The 18,144-nt window shown below is 45.0% G+C and carries 20 protein-coding genes and 1 pseudogene; 4 read left to right on the forward strand and 17 right to left on the reverse strand.

The genetic code is table 11. The features are described from left to right. The 13 genes and pseudogenes from HNR44_RS10420 to HNR44_RS10480 all read right to left on the reverse strand — a co-directional run. On the reverse strand, nt 1-935 hold a 935-nt coding region (locus tag HNR44_RS10420; RefSeq protein WP_184404187.1), incomplete at its 3' end, for a NupC/NupG family nucleoside CNT transporter. Nucleotides 936-1,052: 117 nt separating this feature from the next. Further along, nucleotides 1,053-1,517, reverse strand: a complete 465-nt coding sequence (locus HNR44_RS10425; protein ID WP_246407331.1) for an acyl-CoA thioesterase — start codon at nt 1,515-1,517, stop codon at nt 1,053-1,055. A gap of 231 nt (nt 1,518-1,748) precedes the next feature. After that, nucleotides 1,749-2,729: a quinone oxidoreductase family protein gene (locus HNR44_RS10430; RefSeq protein WP_184404189.1), complete on the reverse strand. Its 981-nt coding sequence runs from the start codon at nt 2,727-2,729 to the stop codon at nt 1,749-1,751. Nucleotides 2,730-2,739: 10 nt separating this feature from the next. Beyond that, entirely contained in the window at nt 2,740-3,519 is a 780-nt protein-coding gene (locus HNR44_RS10435; protein WP_184404191.1) for an enoyl-CoA hydratase/isomerase family protein, read from the reverse strand. Nucleotides 3,520-3,538: 19 nt separating this feature from the next. After that, on the reverse strand, nt 3,539-4,297 hold the full coding sequence (locus HNR44_RS10440) for an SDR family NAD(P)-dependent oxidoreductase (protein WP_184404193.1): 759 nt from the start codon (nt 4,295-4,297) through the stop codon (nt 3,539-3,541). A 485-nt stretch (nt 4,298-4,782) separates the two neighbouring features. Then, complete coding sequence (locus HNR44_RS10445; RefSeq protein WP_184404195.1) at nt 4,783-5,835, reverse strand: phosphotransferase family protein; 1,053 nt, start codon at nt 5,833-5,835, stop codon at nt 4,783-4,785. 10 nt (nt 5,836-5,845) lie between these two features. Beyond that, a complete protein-coding gene (locus HNR44_RS10450; RefSeq protein WP_184404197.1) occupies nt 5,846-6,625 on the reverse strand; it encodes an enoyl-CoA hydratase in 780 nt (259 codons plus the stop codon). 13 nt (nt 6,626-6,638) lie between these two features. Continuing rightward, nucleotides 6,639-6,788, reverse strand: a pseudogene (locus tag HNR44_RS10455) (3-hydroxyacyl-CoA dehydrogenase family protein); the annotation flags it as partial. 31 nt (nt 6,789-6,819) lie between these two features. Then, complete coding sequence (locus HNR44_RS10460; RefSeq protein WP_184404199.1) at nt 6,820-7,401, reverse strand: TetR/AcrR family transcriptional regulator; 582 nt, start codon at nt 7,399-7,401, stop codon at nt 6,820-6,822. 59 nt (nt 7,402-7,460) lie between these two features. Beyond that, entirely contained in the window at nt 7,461-9,074 is a 1,614-nt protein-coding gene (locus tag HNR44_RS10465) for a long-chain-fatty-acid--CoA ligase (protein WP_184404201.1), read from the reverse strand. 63 nt (nt 9,075-9,137) lie between these two features. After that, nucleotides 9,138-9,914 carry an SDR family oxidoreductase gene (locus tag HNR44_RS10470; RefSeq protein ID WP_184404203.1) on the reverse strand — a complete coding sequence of 259 codons (777 nt, stop codon included), beginning with the start codon at nt 9,912-9,914 and terminating at the stop codon, nt 9,138-9,140. A 12-nt stretch (nt 9,915-9,926) separates the two neighbouring features. Next, on the reverse strand, nt 9,927-11,159 hold the full coding sequence (locus HNR44_RS10475) for an acyl-CoA dehydrogenase (protein ID WP_184404205.1): 1,233 nt from the start codon (nt 11,157-11,159) through the stop codon (nt 9,927-9,929). Nucleotides 11,160-11,311: 152 nt separating this feature from the next. Continuing rightward, nucleotides 11,312-12,799, reverse strand: coding sequence for a catalase (locus tag HNR44_RS10480; RefSeq protein WP_184404207.1), 1,488 nt, complete (start codon nt 12,797-12,799; stop codon nt 11,312-11,314). Between the two features lie 283 nt (nt 12,800-13,082). On the opposite strand from HNR44_RS10480, the gene HNR44_RS10485 reads away from it, so the two are divergent. The 3 genes from HNR44_RS10485 (at nt 13,083) to HNR44_RS10495 (ending at nt 15,049) form a co-directional block, all read left to right on the forward strand. Next, on the forward strand, nt 13,083-13,769 hold the full coding sequence (locus HNR44_RS10485) for a DsbA family protein (RefSeq protein ID WP_184404209.1): 687 nt from the start codon (nt 13,083-13,085) through the stop codon (nt 13,767-13,769). Continuing rightward, nucleotides 13,766-14,179 carry a disulfide oxidoreductase gene (locus tag HNR44_RS10490; protein WP_184404211.1) on the forward strand — a complete coding sequence of 138 codons (414 nt, stop codon included), beginning with the start codon at nt 13,766-13,768 and terminating at the stop codon, nt 14,177-14,179. The genes HNR44_RS10485 and HNR44_RS10490 overlap by 4 nt, the downstream gene beginning before the upstream one ends. A 63-nt stretch (nt 14,180-14,242) precedes the next feature. Continuing rightward, nucleotides 14,243-15,049, forward strand: coding sequence for a M15 family metallopeptidase (locus HNR44_RS10495; RefSeq protein WP_281381410.1), 807 nt, complete (start codon nt 14,243-14,245; stop codon nt 15,047-15,049). Nucleotides 15,050-15,062: 13 nt separating this feature from the next. Here the strand turns inward: HNR44_RS10495 and HNR44_RS10500 are convergent, their stop codons facing one another. The 3 genes from HNR44_RS10500 to HNR44_RS10510 form a co-directional block, all read right to left on the reverse strand. Continuing rightward, nucleotides 15,063-15,218, reverse strand: a complete 156-nt coding sequence (locus tag HNR44_RS10500; protein ID WP_184404213.1) for a hypothetical protein — start codon at nt 15,216-15,218, stop codon at nt 15,063-15,065. Between the two features lie 48 nt (nt 15,219-15,266). Beyond that, entirely contained in the window at nt 15,267-15,665 is a 399-nt protein-coding gene (locus HNR44_RS10505; RefSeq protein ID WP_184404215.1) for a YugN family protein, read from the reverse strand. A gap of 92 nt (nt 15,666-15,757) precedes the next feature. Continuing rightward, nucleotides 15,758-17,110, reverse strand: coding sequence for a glucose-6-phosphate isomerase (locus tag HNR44_RS10510; RefSeq protein WP_184404217.1), 1,353 nt, complete (start codon nt 17,108-17,110; stop codon nt 15,758-15,760). Nucleotides 17,111-17,203: 93 nt separating this feature from the next. Here HNR44_RS10510 and HNR44_RS10515 point away from each other — a divergent pair, with 93 nt between their 5' ends. Then, nucleotides 17,204-17,410: a DUF378 domain-containing protein gene (locus HNR44_RS10515; RefSeq protein ID WP_184404219.1), complete on the forward strand. Its 207-nt coding sequence runs from the start codon at nt 17,204-17,206 to the stop codon at nt 17,408-17,410. Nucleotides 17,411-17,621: 211 nt separating this feature from the next. On the opposite strand, the gene yugI is transcribed toward HNR44_RS10515, so the two are convergent. Then, nucleotides 17,622-18,050, reverse strand: a complete 429-nt coding sequence (yugI, locus tag HNR44_RS10520) for a S1 domain-containing post-transcriptional regulator GSP13 (protein ID WP_184404221.1) — start codon at nt 18,048-18,050, stop codon at nt 17,622-17,624. Nucleotides 18,051-18,144: the final 94 nt, after the last annotated feature.

The following is an 18,144-nucleotide window of genomic DNA, read 5'->3' on the forward strand; positions in this document are numbered from 1 at the left end:
ACTAACATCGCCTGATCCCAAGGAACGCCAATCAGAAAGGCGAGGGGAGAAAAAACAAAACCGAAGATTGCAGCGACGGTCAAATCTGGGCTAATGACCCCTAAACCAACGTCAATCAACTGGACGAGAGAAACGAAGGCAAGCACCATCGCCCCGACGTTTAAGGCTAAACGTAAACCATCGGTCGTCCCTTTAGCAGCCGCATCCACGATATTTCTCGTATCTTGATCTTTTTCGATCTTAATATCATCCGTCGTTTCACTGACTTCCGTTTCCGGAACGACGATCTTGGCCATGACGAGCCCTGCCGGTGCTGCCATGAAACTGGCCACAATCAAATAATCCACCGGTACCCCCATCGCTGCAAGACCCCCAAGGACAGAACCGGCTACCGTCCCCAAGCCCACCGTCATCACGGTAAATAACTCGGAAAGGGTCATGCGGCTCAAATACGGTTTCACCGTCAGCGGTGACTCGCTAATCCCTACGAAAATATTGGCCGTCGCGGCAATGGACTCTGACTTGCTTGTCCCTAACACTTTTGATATAAATCCACCTAAGATTTTAATCAGCCAAGGCATGAATCCGATATAAAAAAGAATCCCCATGAGCGCCGCAAAGAATACAATAACGGGTAACACATGGATCGCAAATGTCGTCCCATCATTCATGGCCATTAAATCTTCACCGAATAAGAAATTAATCCCGGCTTCTGCAGCGCCTAAAACACCCGTAACAAAATTACTCATAAACGCCAGCACTTCTTCCCCGACACCCCAGCCAAGGAACAGTAAACCGATCGCAATCTGAATCGCCAATGCCCCTAGAACCGTTTTCAAGTTAATATTCTTCCGATCCACCGAGAGCAAGAACGCCAAACCCATCAATACCACGATAGCAATGAGTCCCCACGCGATATTCCCCAATAACTCCATGCAATACACCTCCTGAATTTGGTATTTCTAAATTTTTCAAAAAAACAATGGCGTCCCTTATCTTTGGGACTGATCACCCCTCCTCTGTTAAGGTATAACCAGCAATGCCTGTCTCATTCAACCTTTCATATCCTTACGACCACGGCCGATCTCCAGGATTTCCTCCTCACCCTTCGTTTCTGCATATACGCCGGGGACTTCCGTCGGTGCCCCCTCCTCATCAATAGCAACCATTGTAACAAAAGAAGTTGTCGTCGTTTTTGCCTCTCCAGTTGCAGGGTTTTCAACACTTACATGGACATAGATCAACATGGATGTACGCCCCGTCGAGGCCACCCAAGATTCTACATTTACGATTTGTCCAGACTTTACAGATGCGTAAAAATCAACGCTATCAACAGAAGCCGTTACGACAATCTCTCCCGAATGGCGCATGGCAGTGATCGCAGCTGCTTCATCAATATATGCGAGAATATTGCCGCCAAAAATGGTCTTTAAGTGATTCGTATCGGATGGACTTACGAGGTGTGTTTGCAACGTATGGGAATTACCCATCGGTCTCTGTTCTTTTTGATCACTCAATCTTCCCGCCCCTTTTCTACTTACGATAGTACCTCCTTTAACCTACAACTTTTGATCAAGATCGTCAAATTGGGAATAAAAAAGACTAAGCCCATATATCGTATAGGCTTAGCCGCCGGGGAAGCTTACTCCATTTTTACTCCGTCTTCGGCACATGTAATGATTTCGTCACAAGACTTGGCCACGCGTCATAATGCTTGTGTTGTTCACAAAAAACGCCCCGTTTCAAAATTAAGATTTCACATCCAGAATGATTTTTCCTTTTGTTTTTCGACCTTCCATTAATTCGTGAACATGGGCTGCCTCCTCAAGTGGAAATGTCTCGCCAATCTGCAACTTTAACTCCCCGGCTCGTAAATGCGTAAACAACGCCTCTAAACTCGATTGCATAAGTTCCGGTTTTCTCATAATCTGTGGTAAAAAGAAGCCGATGACAGATTGATTTTTTTCCATGAGCCGCCCGGCGTTAAGCCTGCTTTCTTCCCCGCTAGCCGAACCAAAAATCACTAATCGTCCGAATCTGCCGAGAAGCTGGAGCGTTTTCTTAAAGACATCTCCTCCAACCATCTCCATAGCGACGTCAACTCCTTGGCCGTTTGTCGCTTCTTCTACCTCTTTTTCCCATCCTTCCTTCGTGTAATTGATGCCAACATCCGCACCGAGCTCCCTGGCATATGCTAATTTCTCTTCCGTACTGGCCGTTGCAATCACATTACCTGCGCCCTGAAGCTTCGCAAGTTGAACGGCAATACTCCCGACACCACCAGCGGCAGCATGGACAAGCACGGTCTCTCCTTCTTCTAAACGTCCCATCGTTGTAAGCACGTGATAAGCGCTAAGTCCTTGCAAAGGCAGGGCAACCGCGGTCGAAAAGTCCAAGCTCTCCCCAATCGGAATTAACCCCCGCTCATCAGCCTTGACATACTCGGCGTATCCACCCGAGTGGGTCAATGTAACCACACGAGTGCCAGGTTCGACCTTCGTCACCTTCTCGCCAACTTCAGTAACAACACCTGCAACTTCTGCCCCCGGGATAAAGGGTAGCGGCGTTGGAACCACATAACGGCCTTTTCGTCTCGCAGTATCCGCATAGTTCACTCCACTGCGATACACTTCGATTAGCACTTCTCTTCCCTCTGGCTTCGGCTGTTCCATCTCGACGTTCTGCAGGACTTCCGGCCCACCGTACTCTGAAAATTGAATGGCCTTCATATGATCCTCCTTATTTTCCTTTAAATTGCGGGGCTCTTTTTTCCTTAAATGCAGCCACACCTTCTTTATGATCTTCAGTCGTCACCATCATCGTCTGTGTGATTCGCTCTTGCTCCAAGATTTCATCTAATGAAGCCGTCATGGCATGATCAACGAGCTTTTTCATCATACCGTAGGCAACACTCGGGCCATTAGCGAGATCTACAGCCATTGCCATCGTTTTATCTTGCAGTTCGTTCGCTGGATATAGTTCATTAACGACACCGAGCTCATACAATCGTTTCGCAGGGATCGATTGACCGCTAAAGAAAAATTGTTTGGCAAGATGGGGGCCGATTAATCTCGGTAAGAAATACGAACCCCCGCCATCTGAAATTAAGCCCACTTTTGAAAAGCTGAGCGCAAATTTACTATCTTCTGCAGCTACAATGAGATCACAAGCAAGTGCCAAGTTGAATCCTGCACCTGCGGCAAAACCATGAACGGCTGCAATTACGGGCTTGGGTGAGTTCTTGATTGCAGAAATACAATCGTTCAATCGACCAATATGGGCGTAAATGTCTTGTGGCTCGCTTTCTCCCATTGTCTTTACATCCCCACCAGCACTGAACGAACGTCCAGCACCTGTGATTACAATGACACGAACGTCTTCATTTGTCTCCGCTTCTTTTACTGATTTTGTCAATTCTTCGATCATTTCGCCGCTAAAGGCATTCAATTGATCGGGCCGGTGGAGTGTCAGCGTAAGTACTGATTGCTCCAGATTCGTTTGTAAATCTTCTACACTCATACTCTTCTCACCCTTTCCTTTATTTAATAAGCCAACCACCATCCACAAGGACATCAGAACCGACCATATAAGAAGCTTCAGAGGAAGCGACAAAGGCAACCACGTTTGCAATCTCTTCAGCCTGACCCACTCGTTTCAGTGCTGTGTTTCGCTCAATCGCTTTTGAAAATTTTTCATTGGTTAAAGCGCCCTCAGTAAGAGGGGTCTCAACGAAACCTGGAGATACCGAATTGACTCGAATACCGTAAGGGGCAAGTTCTAAGGCTAGTGCTTTCGTAAAATTAATGGCCCCTGCCTTTGCTGAGCTATAATGGGGGATATGAGCACCCGCTTGATGGCCGGAAAGGGAGGTCACGTTGACAATCGCTCTCGGTTTTTTCTCGAATTCCTTTTCAACCTGCTGGACCATCACAGCCCCAAGTGCCTTTGAAGCAAGAAATACGCTTTTTAGATTAACATCCTGCATGGCGTCCCAATCTTCTTCCGTAGTATCCATAACAGAAGAGTGTCTCGAGCCCCCGGCACCATTAATCAATATATCCAATGTTTCAAATTCCCTCTCGACAAAAGCCGCGAGTTTTTCGGTGTCTTCTTTTACGGTGACATCAGCTGGATAAATAACCGACCCAGGAACTTCAGCAGCTACGCGTTGAAGTTTTTCTTCGGTGCGCCCCACTAAAATTACCTTTGCCCCTTCGGCAGTGAGGCGGGCAGCTGTCTCTTTGCCAATACCGCTTCCTGCGCCTGTAATTAAAGCGATTTGATCTTTAAACCTCATCTGGAAAGCTCCTCTCCTTAACGAAAACGAATGATCCAACTTGATATTGTGCTTCTGCGATTTCACGATTTCGTTGAAATGCTGATGATTTCGAGCGATATTTCTGACATGCGGCCGAAAATAGTGCATCCATATTTTCCTACTCGCTCCCATCTGTACGTTCATGCAAGAGCTCCTTCAAGATAACGTTCCGTGAGGAAGATGGCAGTTTTTTTATACGGAAGGTTCAAAGGTTTATATTATAAATACTTCCTTTTCAACAAATGGCTCAGCCGTGCTTCCGGTCATCTTGTGTTCGTCAGTGAACGCTTCATGTGTAAATAAATGTTCTTATTGTAATGGCTTGGTTAAAAAGCGCCCACCATTTTCATAAATATCTGTCTTTGGCATCGTTTCACCCCATTATTGTCCAACTTGTTCACCAGAGATTTACAGAGACTCGTAAACATCGATACTAACCCGTCACAAAACGCTGGAACACTTCCTCACCTCTTTAACGCTGTGTCCCAGCCCGTTTGCAAGAGAGCCTGAACACTTTGACCAAAACGGGCAAAACGCTCATCTTCGGTCTGCCCTTTTTTATAGCGATAATAGATTTGCTGAAGAATCACCGCGAGCTTGAAATAGGCAAACGTCAAATAATAATGGATGTGAGTTACATCACGCCCGCTTTTCTGACTATAACGTTCAATGAACTCGTCACGAGTAAAAAAACCAGGTCTTATCGTGACTGGCTCTCTACCCAAGCCGCGCTTCAACTCTTCCGGGTCATCAGCTTCAAGCCAATAGCTCATCGCTGCCCCAAGATCCGCGAGCGGATCACCAACCGTCGCCATTTCCCAATCAAAGAGGCCCGTCATTTTCGAGAGGTTATGATTAAACATGGCATTATTTAACTTATAATCATAATGGATCACTGAAGTGTAGCGTTGGGGAGGCAAATGTTCGGAGAGCCAATTCATTAACAGCTCTGCTTCTTTAAAGTCATCCGTTTTCGCCCGTTGATAACGAGAAATCCAACCGTTCACCTGTCTCTCCATAAAACCTTCCGGCTTGGTCATCTCCGTCAGGCCGGTTTTCGTATAATCAATCGCGTGCAGGTCAACGAGATGATCAACCATCGTTTCGGAGATGCCTCGATTTAATTCTTCTGTCACCTGGATTCCTTCGGGATATTCGGTGTCAATGACCTGGCCGCGCTTACGCTCCATGACCCAAAAAGGCGCACCCACGATCGTTTTATCCTCTGAAAACAGCAATGGCTTCGGTGCTACGTTGAAAAATGGATGAATTTCTTTTAAAAATCGATATTCCCGCCCCATATCATGAGCCTTTGGAGCAACAGGTCCAAGCGGCGGTCGACGCAAAACAACTTCCCAGGAGTCAATATTCAATTGATAAGTTAAGTTGGAATGCCCACTGGAAAACTGATGGAGTTCCAACTCCCCCTCCGGTAGATCAGAAAGATTTTGTTTTAAAAAATCATGCAGTCTTTGTTTGTCCAGCTCTTCGCCTTTACGTACCGGTATAACCTCCATAGCTGACCTCCTAACGATGGACGTAATTTGGCTTTCGTTTTTCAATAAAGGCTTGCACGCCTTCTCTCATATCTTCCGTTTGGAATACATCGACAAATAAATGGGCTTCATGATCAATGCCATCTTCAAGGGATCGCTCTGTTCCTTCATCAACAGCACGCTTGATTCGGGAAATGGCAGCTAATGAATGCGCTGTCATTTTATTTGCAAGTTTACTTGCTTCTTTAAGACCTTCCCCAGAAGGTACGACGTGATTAACGAGACCTACCCCTTTCGCTTCCTCTGCACGAATGGACTCGCCGGTATACATTAACTCTTTCGCCTTTGCTGTCCCCACCAGTCGTGGCAAACGCTGGGTCCCTCCCCCGCCTGGAAACAAGCCAAGCTTAACTTCAGGTAAACCCACTTGCGCATGTTGTTCTGCGATGCGCAGATCACATGCAAGTGCAAGTTCACAACCACCTCCTAGGGTCAGGCCATTTAAAACTGCAATCGTTGGTTTGGGGATACTCTCCAACCGGTTCATCACTCTGTGTGTACGCATCACTGCATCTTTCATGTTCGGAGAATTCGCAAGGTTAGGAAACTCCTTAATATCAGCGCCTGCCACGAACGCTTTTTCTCCCTTTCCGGTAATGAGAATCGCCAGGGTGTCCGCGTCATTTTCAAGCCTTTGAAACGTTTCATCCAGTTCTGTGAATACCGCTGAGCTAAGGACGTTAAGCGGCGGATTATGAATGGTTACGACAGCGATATGGTCTTTGGTATCGACAGTTACATATTCAAGCATACCAGTGCCCCCCTTACGTTGTGTATTCGTACCAACCTTTCCCCGTTTTTCGGGCTAAATGACCCTGCTTCACTTTCTCTTCGATCACAGGAGACGGTTTGTCTGCAGGATCTCCGGTTTCCTTGTAACGTTGTTCACTCACATAATAACCAACATCGATGCCATGACGGATACTTTTTCTATATCGGTGGTCTTCATCGATTGTCCTCCTCCTGTAAAAGAACCCCATGTAAAATCATATCAACGAAAATATTGGCCACTTCCTCAGGGCTGAACTTCCCCTCTGGGTTTAACCATTGATAGCTCCAATTAACGATACCAAGAATCCCGAGACTCACAATGGAAGAATTTAAATTCGCTCGAAATTCTCCATCCCTGATTCCTTCTTCAATGATGCCTTCTACTCGTTCCCGCACCTCGTAACGTTTACGGGCAATCTCTGTATAGCTATTTTCTCCCAAGTGGCGCATTTCTCGAAAAAGGATATTCCCGCTGGAACGTTCTGATTTAATGTTTATAACCATTAAACGCACGACATCCACGAGTTTTTGATGATTTTTTTTCGTTGTATGACTCGCGATCTCATCAATTTGCTCTACGAGATTATCAATGAACTCAAAGTGAATCTCAGTTAGAAGCTCTTCCTTACTAGAAAAATAGTAATAGAAGGTGCCTTTCGTTACGTGTAAAGCTTGAACAATGTCCTGGATCGATGTTTCTTTGAAACCATTTTCCCCGAATAAACGGATGCTTTCTTTTTTAATTGTTTGTCTCATCACTTGTCCCTCGCATTCTTCGATTGTTGAGGTTTTCATGATAACACGAGGTAACCGTTTCACCTTTCATTGCTATTTACTTCATCTCGCAATGCTTTACGTAAAATCTTACCCACATTCGTTTTAGGAAGCTCGTTACGAAACTCAATCACACGTGGTACTTTATAAGCCGCCATGTGCGCACGACAATATTCAATGATTGCTTCTTCTTGAACGCGTTCTCCCTCTTTCAAAACGAGGATCGCTTTCACGTTTTCCCCACGGTAAGCGTCCGGAATACCAATCGCTACGGCTTCTTGAATGGAAGGGTGTTCATACAATACTTCTTCAACATCACGAGGATAAACATTTTGCCCGCTGGCGATGATCATATCTTTCTTGCGGTCCACAATATAGAGGTAACCGTCCTCATCCATTCGACCGATATCACCCGTATAGAGCCAGCCATCACGTAGTGTGTGTGCCGTTTCCTCAGGCATCTCCCAATACCCTTTCATCACTTGTGGCCCGCGAATAATCACTTCTCCAACTTCCCCGGCAGGCATTTCTGTAATCCCTGTACCCAGGTCGACGATTTTATAGTCCGTGCCCGGCAGGCCAATCCCAACGCTTCCAGGTTTTATCCCTGCAAATGGCGGGTTGCAATGGGTCGTTGGAGAGGATTCAGATAGGCCATATCCTTCTAAAATCTTCGAACCCGTTTTATTTTCAAACGAACGCATCAATTCCACCGGCATAGGAGCACTACCGCTATTACAGATATTGATGCTGCTAAGGTCATACTCTGATGCCCGCGGATGACTGTTAAGCGCTACATAAATCGTCGGCACAGCAGGAAATGTCGTCGGCCGTTCGTCCTTAATTGTTGTCATCACTTCTTCGAGATCAAACCGCGGGAGGATAACCATTTCCCCGCCTGTATGAAGCGTGAGATTCATGCAAGATGTCATTCCCATCACATGAAAGAGTGGAATAACCACTAACGCCTTATCTTTTCCATATTCGAATTCATTTTGAAAAAATTGTTCCGTTTGGATGACATTTGCAACTAAGTTCCGATGGGTAAGCATTGCTCCTTTGGAGCGTCCAGTAGTACCACCTGTGTATTGGAGCACTGCTACATCTTCAGATTCAATCAAAACTGGATCAGGGGTATCCATCCCTCGCTCAAGAAATGTCTCAAATGTAGGGTCCGGAATGGAAGGATACTGGTTCTCAAAACGAACAACGACGGTGGATCGCAAAGGTGTTTTCTCTTTGATGTTTTTCACATGTTCATAGAAACGATCCAAAGTAATGATCGTTTCTGCTCCTGAATTATTTAAAAAGTATTTCATTTCTCCTTCCACACTCATGGGATTGATTTGCGTCACGATGGCTCCTGCTTTTAGAATTCCATAGTAGGCGATCACATAATGGGGACAATTGGGGAGCATAATCGCCACCCGATCCCCCTTTTTCACCCCTGAAGATTGCAGGCTTGAGGCAAAACGATTCACTCTTGCTAACAGTTCTTGATACGTGATTTTCGCTCCGTAAAAGGAAATCGCGTCATTTTTTGGATATGTCTCAACACTTTGTTCTAACATTTCATTAAGGGTATGATCTGGGATGTCTACATTTTCAGAAAGAAAATCTGGGTAATGCTGAAGCCACGTTTTTTCAGCCGACATCTGAACCCCTCCTATAAGAACATGTTTAAAAAGTCCGGAAAAAATAACCGTCTTGAACACGCACTATAATAAATGTGATCCTCCATCAACGACAACGACATCACCAGTTACATAATTAGACGCTTTTGATGCGAGGAAAAGTGCTGCTCCCTTCAAGTCTTCATCCCCGCCAAAACGGCCGAGCGGTGTTTGGGAAAGAATCGCATCACCGCCTTCTTCCATCACAACTTTCGACATTTTGGTTGGAAAAAAGCCAGGAGCAATGGCGTTGACGTTAATATTATAGCGTCCCCATTTCACAGCCAGATCTTTAGTGAAGCTGACCACAGCCCCTTTACTGGTATTATAAGGAATCGTGTCCATCACTTCCGGCATCGAGCTTTTGAGAGCTGCAACGGAGGCAATATTAACGATCCGACCTCCACCCTGTTCAATCATGACTTTCCCAACGGCCTGACTCATGAGAAAGGTACCGGTAATGTTGACGTTAATCACTTTTTCCCAAGCTTCCAGTGGAATTTCGGCCGCAGGTGCCCCCCACGTCGCCCCACTGTTATTGACGAGAATATCGATCGAACCAAACGTCTCCCGGGTGTTTTCGATAACGTTATTAACGTCTCCGGGGTCGGTAATGTTACATTTCAATGCCAGTGTCTCCACGCCGTATTTTTCTTCTAGTTGTTTTGTAACTTCTTCACAGCCTTCGATTTTACGTGAACAAAGTACAATATTTGCTCCAACTTCAGCATAGGTTTCCGCAATTTGTGCGCCAAGTCCTCTCCCGCCGCCTGTGACAATCGCTGTCTTTCCTTTAATATCAAATAGATCCAATACACCCATGTTGATGCCTCCTTATTTCATAACAGAATTCTCTGATTCTTGGTGCTTTCTCAACTCCAATTTTGCGATTTGTGCCCGATGCACCTCATCTGGCCCATCAGCTAGCCGCAAGGTTCGTGCATTGGCCCATTGGGCAGCCAATGGAAAATCATTGGCAACACCTGCCCCGCCAAACGCTTGGATAGCCCGATCGATCACCCGAAGCGCCATAGATGGAGCCACCACCTTGATCATGGCAATTTCCGATTTGGCTTCCTTATTCCCGACGGTATCCATCATATAAGCTGCCTTCATGGTAAGCAGACGTGCCTGATCAATATCGATCCGTGAATCAGCAATCCACTCACCAACAACCCCTTGTCGAGCGACCAGTTTTCCAAAGGTTTCACGGGTTTGTACGCGCTTACACATTTCTTCAAGCGCACGTTCTGCGGCACCAATCAAGCGCATGCAATGGTGAATACGTCCTGGACCTAAACGACCTTGTGCGATTGTAAACCCTTTCCCTTCACCCAGAAGCATGTTCTCTTTTGGCACTCGTACATTTTCGAACGTAATTTCCGCATGACCATGGGGAGCATGATCGTATCCAAACACAGGAAGCATCCGTTCAATCTTCACTCCTGGTGTATTCAGTGGGACAAGAATCATCGCTTGTTGTTCATGACGATGAGCATCAGGGTCTGTCTTCCCCATGACAATAGCGACTTCACAACGCGGATCCCCTGCGCCAGAAGACCACCATTTATGGCCATTAATCAAGTATTCATCACCATCACGCTCAATTCTGGCTTGTATGTTCGTCGCGTCTGAAGAGGCTACATCTGGTTCTGTCATCGAAAAACATGAACGGATTTCACCTTCAAGCAGCGGTTTTAACCATTGTTCCTTCTGCTCTTCTGTCCCGTACCGAACGAGCACTTCCATATTGCCGGTATCCGGTGCACTGCAATTAAACACTTCGGGGGCAATCAACGAGCGTCCCATAATCTCACAAAGCGGTGCGTACTCAACATTCGTTAATCCTGCTCCATAATGACTATCTGGTAAAAATAAATTCCACAGTCCTTCTTCCTTCGCTTTCGCTTTCAACTCTTCCATAATCGGAGGAACTCCGCTCCAACGGGACCCTTGTTCGTTCAATTGTTCTTCGTAAAGCTTTTCATTGGGGTAGATATGCTCTTCCATAAATCGATGAAGCTGCGCCTGCAATTGTTGAACCTTTTCGGAATAAGCAAATTCCATCTTTACTTCCAACTCCTTTTTGGGTGCTAACCGGTCGGTATGTCAATTGTATAATACAAGGTTAGAAATATTCAATAAATAAATATTTTTTACAAATCCTCTAGAAAATAGACAAAGAGGCAGCCTTATTGCTGCCTCTTTCTGTGGACACTTTATTTAACTACACTCGTATCAATTTTACTCACAGGAATATCTAGGGCTTTCGCTACCCCTTCACCATAGGCTGGATCAGCTCTATAGCAGTTATTAATGTGCCTAAGTTGGATGTGTTCCGGTGCTGGCCCAATGTCACGAGCTGTATTCGCAAACAGGCGCTCTTTTTGCTCGTCGTTCATTAAATTGAATAGACGGCCTGGCTGTTCATAGTATAGATCATCATCTTCTCTAAAATTATGAGCGTAGGCATCGCCGTTAATCTCCAACTCTGGTTCCTTGTGTTCTGGCTGTTCTTGCCACTCACCATAGCTATTCGGCTCATAGTGAAGTTTAGATCCATAGTTCCCGTCAACTCTCATGGCTCCATCGCGATGAAAGCTGTGAACAGGACATTTAGACGCATTTACTGGAATTTGATGATGGTTAACACCTAGGCGGTATCGTTGGGCATCCCCATAAGAGAATAATCTTCCCTGAAGCATTTTGTCAGGAGAAAAACTAATACCTGGCACAATATTGGTAGGAGCAAATGCCGCTTGTTCCACCTCTGCAAAATAGTTTTCAGGATTACGATTGAGCACAAATTCTCCAACTGGAATCAGTGGGAAGTCGCCTTTATACCATACTTTCGTAAGGTCAAACGGATTGTAACGCATATTTTTCGCTTCTTCTTCCGTCATAACCTGAATGTACATTTTCCATTTCGGATAGTCACCATTGTCGATACTTTCAAGTAAATCTTTTTGATGACTTTCGCGGTCTTCACCAGCAACGTCTTCCGCTTCCTGGTCAGTAAGGTTTTCAATGCCTTGTTGACTCTTGAAATGGAATTTAACCCATACACGCTCATTCTTATCATTAATCATGCTATAAGTATGGCTTCCAAATCCATGCATGTGACGGTACGTCTTAGGAATTCCGCGCTCACTCATAACAATAGTTACCTGATGCAGGGCTTCAGGCAAGGAGCTCCAGAAATCCCATTTATTATGTGCACTACGCATATTCGTACGCGGGTCACGCTTTACAGCATGGTTGAGATCCGGAAATTTCATTGGATCTCTAAAGAAGAATACAGGCGTGTTGTTTCCAACAAGATCCCAGTTGCCTTCATCAGTATAAAATTTCATCGCAAATCCACGAATATCCCGCTCAGCATCTGCGGCGCCGCGCTCACCAGCAACGGTAGAGAATCGAAGGAACATATCCGTTTGTTTACCAATCTCTGAAAAAATACTAGCTTTTGTGTATTGTGTAATGTCATGCGTTACGGTAAACGTACCATATGCAGCAGAGCCTTTCGCATGCATCCGCCGCTCAGGAATAACCTCTCGATCAAAGTTGGCCATTTTCTCAAGAAACCAAAAGTCTTGCATAAGCATCGGTCCTCTTGGGCCTGCGGTCTGTGCATTTTGATTATCAGGTACCGGATTGCCAAAAGCAGTGGTCAGTTTTCTCTTCCCGTTGTTTTGATTCTCACTCATGAATCATGCACCCCCTGTAATGTTTGAAGACATTTTACAATTATTATTATATCATAATGATTTTAATTAACAAGAGAAGTGCTCGTATGAAGTTACAAATACACACTTTCTCGCAAGAATAGGGGGAAAAATCAAAAAATAAACTGGATATAGGTAGATACCCTATAAGACGTGTTCTGATTAATGCTTATCTTTTTCTATATAAATTGTCATAATCGAACTCCACATTAAAAGTGTGGTAGTGTTATGATAGTAACAAACAAAGTGTAGAGGTGAAAAGCAATTGGCACAAAAACAAAGAAAAACTACCAATAAAGCACCAATGAAAGTGCTTGTTCTCATTACACTTGCACTTGTCATTGTCATGGGGGCGCTCTTATTCGTTGTGAACAGCGGGGGAAGTACAACCACGCTTGAAGATGCTCCTCCTATCGAGGACGTTCCAACTGCAGGAGACGAAGCCGCACCTGTTTCGATTGTTGAATTCGGCGATTATAAATGTCCAGCGTGTTTAAGTTGGGACCATGAAATCGTACCACAGCTTTACAATGACTATGTGGACAATGGAGAGGCCTCCCTTTCTTTTTATAATTATATAGGTTTTGGCGAAGAATCCTTGCAAGCATCACTAGCCGCACAGACCGTTTATGAAGAGGCGCCCGATCAATACTGGAATTTCCACCATGCCCTTTTTCAACAAACAGGGCAGCATGAGTCACAAGTTACCGTTGACCTCTTATTAGACGTAGCAGAAGAGCATGCACCAGCTGTCGATCAAGATGAACTTGAAACGGCGATTGTTAACGAAGAAGCACTTTCACAACTTGAACATGATCATTCTGTCATTGAGGAATTCAATGTTCAGGCCACTCCTACAATCATGGTTAATGATCAACTTATTGACGACCCTTTTGACTACGACGAGATTCAGGAAGTGATTGATGAGGAATTGGCGGCTGCCGAGTCATGAAACGGCAGAGCCTTTTTCTCTATACTGCCTGGCTCCTCTCATTAATAGCCACAGTGGGCAGTTTGTATTTCAGTGAAATTGAAGAGTTTATTCCCTGTGAAATGTGCTGGTATCAGCGAATGGCTATGTACCCGCTTGTTCTGATTCTAGGGATCGCGACCTTCCGATCTGATTTCAGCATTCGCATTTATGCTCTTCCATTTTCAATTATCGGTGCCCTCATTGCCGCGCTACATTATGCTGAACAGAAAATCCCCGGTTTCGGAGGTGCTACAGCTTGTGCATCCGGCGTGCCATGCAGCGCGGAATACATTAATTTCCTGGGCTTTATCACCATCCCTTTTTTAGCACTTGTAGCATTCGTACTCATTACCCTGTGCTTATGTTTCACTGGGAAAAATCGTAACTAAAAGGAGAGCAAACAGAGCCGGGTCATTCGAGGAGACTTCTAAGAGTAAAGGCAGGGAAATGCTTTGCGATATATAAGAACGATTCTTTTTATCAGTTATCCATTTATTCTCTTAAGCAGTTGTCAATCGACTGAAAATGATCGACAAGAAACCGTTTCTCAGGAGCCAATCGAGGAAGAAGAAAGGCAAGCAAAGGAAGAAGAGGCATCCACAAATGATTCCGATTCTTGGGCTTTGGAAGCGGAGAATTTTAATGATATCGAAACGGTAGGAGGGGTAGAAATGATTCAGAACCCCAACAATATCCAGGTGCTCGTCAATGATGATTATGCCCTGCCTGATGGATATGAGCCTGATGATCTTGTTGTTCCTGACGTTGCTTTCTCCTTTGACGAAGATGTGGAAAAACGTTACTTAAGAGAGCCTGCTGCTGATGCATTAGAAGAGTTATTCGCGGCTGCTTCAGAAGATGGGTATGATCTTTTCGCCGTTTCCGGATACCGCTCGTATGAACGACAGGATACCATCTTTAGTAATGCTGCTGCCGAGCGCGGCGAAGATACAGCGAATGAAACGATTGCCACCCCCGGGAATAGTGAACATCAAACAGGGTTGGCCATGGATATTTCCAGCGAAAGCAACAATTTTGAACTAAATACCGCCTTTGCTGATACAGAGGAAGGGCAATGGGTGGAGGATCATGCCCATGAACATGGTTTTATTATCCGTTACCCCGAAGATTCGGAGGAAATCACAGGGATTTCGTATGAACCCTGGCACCTCCGTTATGTTGGTGAAGAAATAGCTGCAGTGATCAATGATTACGAAATAACCCTTGAGGAATTCTTTGAGAATGCTGAAAAAATATAAACACTCCTTGAACTTAAAATAACCAATCAATCACTGCCCAGCCGGCAGCCCCAATCACGGCTGCAATCAGTGACTCTACAATATGTGTTAAACGAAACTTCTTTTCTTTTGACCAATCAATGATCAGCCATCCAACAAAAATAGCAAAACCAAACCATATTGCCTGCATATCTCTCTCCCATTTCATGAATGAAGACCGTGTACCCCACGGTCTTCATTAGGTTAGTAGTGTTTGCTCCAATTCACGAATGAGCATGACACCTTCCCGAATATACTGCTGTTCAACATAACCATCCTTTTCTTCCGGAGAAGAAAATTGATTCCACAATGCACTATAAGCCGTAACCCCTTGGTCAATACCCGTTTCGTAACGATGAGATAATAAAAATGGCGTCCCCAAAACGACCGTAGCATTTCCATTCCCGATCTCTCCAACCGTAGCTGAAAAAGGAATACGTAAAAATTGATAACCATTATCATCAGCGATTTTGTAATCCATATAGCCATGGTCATATTCCCATCCACCTCCCATATCATAACCAAGAGGCTCCAATTTTCTTTCTAAATCCTGCACAGACATTTCTAAACCGGTCAATTGTGATTGTAGTTCTAACATCGCACCCTGGCCCCCTTTTCCGTTACCATCCCTCGATTTTTATAAATCATGCAACTCAGAGATAGCAGTTTTAACCAGTGGGCCCATGTTATTCAATCGAGGCGCTTTTCCAATGCCTCTCGGCGCGACTCATGACCCGGTTTCCCAAGTAGAGCAAACATATTTTGCTTATAACTTTCCACGCCCGGCTGATCAAAGGGATTTACCCCAAGCAGGTATCCACTAATCGCACACGCTTTTTCGAAAAAATATACAAGTGCACCGAACGAATAAGCGTCCAGCTTCTCAATCCCCACGACAACGTTCGGAACATCTCCATCGGTATGGGCAAGGAGTGTCCCAAGATAGGCTTTTTCGTTGACCGCATGTAGACTCTCTCCTGACAGATAGTTTAGCCCATCCTCATCACCTTCCATCTTCGGAATCTGCACGTTTTTCGTACTCTTACCGACGTGCAGGACCGTCTCAAACAAGTGACGCCGACCTTCCTGGACATATTGACCCATGGAATGAAGATCTGTTGTGAATTTGACCGAGGCAGGAAAGAGCCCTTTTCCATCCTTGCCTTCACTTTCCCCGAATAATTGCTTCCACCATTCACTAAAGTTCGCAAGCTTTGGTTCATAGCTGGATAATAATTCAATTTGTTTTCCCTTTTGATACATTAAATAGCGAAATGCCGCATACTGATAAGCCTCATTATCATCTAAATGGTCATTGGTGTAGGCTTTGCGTGCGTCATCTGCACCCGCCAGCATGTCCGAAATTGAAATGCCTGCTGCGGCAATGGGTAATAATCCAACAGGTGTAAGTACAGAATAACGTCCCCCTACATTATCAGGAACGACAAACGTCTCATAACCTTCTGCGTTGGCCAGTGATTTTAATGCCCCTTTTTCCCGATCCGTCGTAGCAATGATTCGATGAGCTGCTTCCTCCCGGCCATAAGCATCTTCCATCCATGCTTTAACCATCCGAAATGCGACTGCAGGCTCTGTTGTTGTGCCTGATTTGGAAATTACATTGGCATAGACACTCTTCCCTTTTAGAGCCTCAAAAAGCTCAGATGTATAATCCGATCCAAGGTGCTCGCCAAGAAAGAAGACCTCAGGGCCATTTTTATCATCTTCGTTTAAATAAGAGCGAAAGGAATGGGTTAACGCCGATATAGCTGCTTTCGATCCTAATGATGAACCACCGATACCAATGACAAGAAGAACATCCGCATCTTCACGAATACGTGCTGCGGTTTTTTCTAAACGGCTGAGTTCTTCCCGATCATAATCTGAAGGTAAGTTCACCCAGCCCAGAAAATCCGCCCCAGCCCCGTTTCCTTCATGTAATTGTTGGTGTGCCCGAGAAACCGCTGACTGTAGCTGAGACCATTCATGGTCAGCAACAAACAAACGTGCATAATTCGTATTAAACGATACAGGTGTATTCATTTATATATCCTCCTCTACGCATATCCAATAGCCTATTTTCTCACCCTATATATACCAAAGGATCGGTGCCTGCGTACATAAGGAGGTGAAAAAATGAGCGGACTGCAACGTACAGCTCTAATTTTTGCAATCATTGGTGCCATTAACTGGGGAATGATCGGATTCTTTAACTTCGATGTTGTGGCGGCGATATTCGGAGGGCAGACAGTAGCCTTTTCGCGAGTGATCTACGCCATCATCGGCCTTTCCGGCCTCTATTGTATCTCTCTACTTTTCACCGCTGACGAAGAGCCGCAATAAAGCCTAGAACCACAAAAATAAATTCCGCTGTGGGTCTGCGTTTCTTTTTTTCCGATAAGTAGTGGAACGGGGGCTTGTCACGACGTTAGTCATTCTTCGCACACGAAATAGTGTGGTTCTTTTCGAGGAAGTTTCCCCGCTATGTAGAAAAAACCCGGACTCGCCCTTACCTAGCTGTCCGGGTTTCATTTATATCAATTGGCAGTCTTGATTATTTACGGGCGCGCTTATTAAGATCAGCATGAATCTCATTGGATTCTTTTAACCAATCTTTAAGTTTATCTTCAAGTGTGTTGAATCCTTGGTTTTTATTCCCGCCTTGGCTCTTCTGTCCACGTCCACCGCCGCTGCTGTTGCGAGAACTTCGCTTATCTCCACTTCCACCTTCTGGTGCTGATTGAGTCGCACGAATGGACAAAGAAATTTTACCCGAATCGCTGTCAATGGATTTTACTTTAACCTTGACTTCATCGCCAACAGAAAGCACTTCGTGAATATCTTTCACATAACCATGAGCGACCTCAGAAATGTGTACAAGTCCTTGGGTTTTATCATCAAGTGCAATGAAAGCCCCGAATGGCTTTACACCCGTTACCTTCCCTTCAACAGTGCTGCCAACTTCGTATTGTGCTACAGACATTCAAACATCCCCTAATCATTTATTAACGCCTAAATCATACCATATGTTCACCCTCTAGGCAAAGGAAAGTTCAAGATGAATCGAAGCATATTTC

It is taken from the genome of Geomicrobium halophilum, assembly GCF_014207655.1.
Lineage (GTDB): Bacteria > Bacillota > Bacilli > Bacillales > Marinococcaceae > Geomicrobium > Geomicrobium halophilum.